A 3,266-nucleotide genomic window follows, 5' to 3' on the forward strand; every position below is an offset into this window, starting at 1 on the left:
CACGGCGTTCGCGCCTTCCAGCCGGAAGCTGTAGTCGGGCCGGTTGAAGTTCTCCGGCTTGCCGCGCGCAACTTCACGCTGCGCTTTCAGGTGCCGCGCGAGCCGGAACGCAAAGGCGAGTTCGGGCGCGAAGGCGTAGTCCGCTGCGGCACCGCCGGTCAGGCTCGCCTCGGTGATCACGGCGTCGAGCTGGTCGTGGCGCAGGTTGACTGCGATCGGCACGCGTTCGATGCGCGTCTCGCTCGCCCTCACTTCCATCGTGGCCGCGTCGAAGCTCACATACAGCGACACCGCCGGGCACTCGCACCCGGCCTGCAGCGTGTAGGCCTGCACCACGTCGTCGGGCAGCATGGTCAGCTTGTGCCCGGGCATGTACACGGTCGACCATCGGCTGCGCGCGAGCTGATCGAGCGGCGAGCCGGGCGCGATGGCCAGCGCCGGTGCTGCGATGTGCACTCCGAAAACCACGGTGTCGGTGCCGAGGCCCTGCACCGACACCGCATCGTCGATCTCGGTGGTGGCCGAATCGTCGATCGAGAACGCCTGCACCGCAGCGAGCGGCAACTCGTCCTTGAGCGCGGGCGCCGGCAGCGCGGGCAAGGCGGTGCCCTTGGGGAAGAACTCGAACAGGAAGCGCCGCCAGTGGAATTGATAGGCGCTGGTGATTGCGCCCGCCGACTTGAGCAGATCGAGCGGCTGCGTGTGCGAGCGCTTCGCAGCATCGACCACGGCTTTGTATTCGGGGCCGTTCTTGTCGGGCTTGAAGAGGATCTTGTAGAGCTGCTCGCGGATCGGCTCCGGGCAGTGCCCCGCGGCGAGATCGGTCGCCCATTGATCGATCTGCGCCGCCTGCTGCGCCTTGCGCTCGATGGCGAGCTGCGCCTGTTTGAGCACGTCGGCGGGCGCCTTGCGGAAGCGCCCTTTGCCGCGGCGGTGGAAGTAGTGCGGCGCTTCGAAAAGACGCAGCAGGGTCGCGGCCTGTTCGGTGGAGCTGGCGCCGGCGCTGTAATACTCCCGGGCGATGTCGTCGAAGGCGAAGTCTTCGTCTGGCGCGACCTCCCAGACCAGGTCGAGATCGATTTCCCGTGCCAGGGTCTGCGCCTGGCCCAGCAGTTCGGCGGGCGCGGGTTGGGCGAAGCGCAGCAGGGCGTTGGCGCTCTTGACCTTGACTCGTTTGCCGGAGTCGAGCTCGACCTGCAGCGACGAGTCGGTCTCGGACATCACCCGGCCGGCGAGGAACTTCCCGGCTTCCTCGAAAAGTGCGTATTGGGACATGTGCGCGGATTGTCCCATCGGCGCTTCGGGCGCCGCGGCGTCAGGACAAGCCGAGGAACTGCAGGATGTCCGGGAGATGAGGCTCGAAGTCCGAAAGCGCGTGGTCGCCGCCTTCGAGCAGGCGGCCGGGCGAAGCGAGGTAGCGCGCGCGCATCTGGCGCCACTCGAGCACTTCGTCGCCTTTGGCGATGACCGTGAAGTAGCGCTCGGGCCGCGTGATCTGTGCTGGCGTCATTGCGCGCAACTCCTCCACGTGCGCGGCCGTGAACTCGAAACGCAAGTGCGTGTCCTGCCAGCCGGTCTGCTCGCCGATCTGCCCGGCCAGGCTCGTGGCCGGATCGACCGCCGGATTGAGCAGCACGGCACTACAGCCACGCTGCTCGGCCAGCACGGTGGCGTAGAAGCCGCCGAGCGAGCTGCCGATGACAGCCAGGGTGTCGGCTGGCCAATCTCGCGTCGATTTTTCGATGAGTGCCATCGCGCCGGCGGGCGAGGGCGGCAACTGCGGGCAGCACCAGGCGAGCGACCGGCCGCTTCGCTGCAATCGCACCGCTTCGGCCGCCATGCGCACCGCTTTGGCCGAAGCCGGCGATGAACGAAAGCCGTGCAGGTAGAGCAGGTGGGTCGTGGCCGCCATGCCGCCGTGCGGCGCGTCAGTGCGCCAAGGCGGCCAGCAACTTCGCGTGGATGCCGCCGAAGCCGCCGTTGCTCATGCACAGCACATGGTCGCCGGCACGTGCAGCCAGGGCGACCCGGTGCACCAGCGCGTCGATCGAATCGCTGACGAGCGCGCGCCCGCCCATCTCGGCCAGCGCTTCGGCCGGGTCCCAGTCCAGGCCCGCACTGTGGCAAAAGGCCAGATCCGCCTCTTCCAGCGCCCACGGCAGTTGCGCCTTCATGCTGCCGAGCTTCATCGTGTTGGAGCGCGGCTCGAACACGGCGAGGATGCGCTGACCCGTGCCCATCGGGCCGAGCTTGCGGCGCAGACCGTCGACGGTGGTGCGGATGGCCGTGGGGTGGTGGGCGAAATCGTCGTACACGCTGACTTCGCCGCCGCCGCGCGGCACCGTTCCGCGCAGCTCGAGCCGGCGTTTCACGTTGGCGAAGTCGCCCAGCGACCGGGCCGCGTCGGCCGGTGGGACGCCCACATGCTCGGCCGCAGCAATCGCAGCGAGCGCATTGAGTTGATTGTGCTCACCCAGCAGCGACCATTCGACCCGGCCGACCTGCACGCCCGACTTGAGCACGTCGAAAGCGTGCGGCTCCCCGCGCGCCCGCCAGCCCGGCGCGTCGCCGCGCACCCCGAAGCGGGCCACGTCGCTCCAGCAGCCCCGCTCGAGCACGTGCTCCAGGCTGGCTTCGCGGGCATTGACGACCAGCCGGCCGCTCGCCGGCACGGTGCGCACGAGGTGGTGGAACTGGGTCTCGATGGCGCCGAGGTCGGCGAAGATGTCGGCGTGGTCGAACTCGAGGTTGTTGAGCACGGCGGTGCGCGGCCGGTAATGCACGAACTTGCTGCGCTTGTCGAAAAAGGCGGTGTCGTATTCGTCGGCCTCGATCACGAAGAAAGGAACCGACCCGGGAACCTGCGCTTGCGGGCCGGCGCGCGGGCCGCTCGATGGCGCCGCCGCGCCCACCCCGCCAAGCCGCGCACTCACGCCGAAGTTCTGCGGCACGCCGCCGACCAGGAAGCCCGGCTGCAGGCCACCCGACTCCAGGATCCACGCCAGCATCGAGGTGGTGGTGGTCTTGCCGTGCGTGCCGGCCACGGCCAGCACATGCCGGCCCTGCAGCACGTGCTCGGACAGCCACTGCGGCCCGCTGGCGTAGGGCAGGCCGGCGTCGAGGATGGCCTCCATCAGCGGGAACTGGTCGGGCTTGGCGCGCGAGACGACGTTGCCGATCACGAACAGGTCGGGGGCGAGCGCGAGCTGGTCGGCGCCGAAGCCCTCGATCAGGTCGATGTCGAGCGCGCGCAGTTGCTCGCTCAT

Annotated in this window: 3 protein-coding genes; all 3 read right to left on the reverse strand. The window is 69.1% G+C overall.

Features of this window, described 5'->3' with window-relative positions; all coding sequences use genetic code 11:
- Positions 1-1,275, reverse strand: a 1,275-nt coding sequence (locus H0W38_RS19385) for an RNB domain-containing ribonuclease (RefSeq protein ID WP_292457236.1), incomplete at its 3' end; no start/stop codon positions are given.
- A 40-nt stretch (positions 1,276-1,315) separates the two neighbouring features.
- Positions 1,316-1,912, reverse strand: coding sequence for a YqiA/YcfP family alpha/beta fold hydrolase (locus tag H0W38_RS19390; RefSeq protein ID WP_292457238.1), 597 nt, complete (start codon positions 1,910-1,912; stop codon positions 1,316-1,318).
- 16 nt (positions 1,913-1,928) lie between these two features.
- On the reverse strand, positions 1,929-3,266 hold a 1,338-nt coding region (gene mpl, locus H0W38_RS19395; RefSeq protein WP_292457241.1), incomplete at its 5' end, for a UDP-N-acetylmuramate:L-alanyl-gamma-D-glutamyl-meso-diaminopimelate ligase.

It is taken from the genome of Methylibium sp. (genome assembly GCF_013817365.1).
Classification (GTDB): Bacteria; Pseudomonadota; Gammaproteobacteria; order Burkholderiales; family Burkholderiaceae_C; genus Methylibium.

What these genes read in the sequence shown, in the direction of transcription:
- H0W38_RS19390 (WP_292457238.1), bottom strand. Translation starts at nt 1,912, where the DNA reads ATGGCGGCCACGACCCACCTGCTCTACCTGCACGGCTTTCGTTCATCG.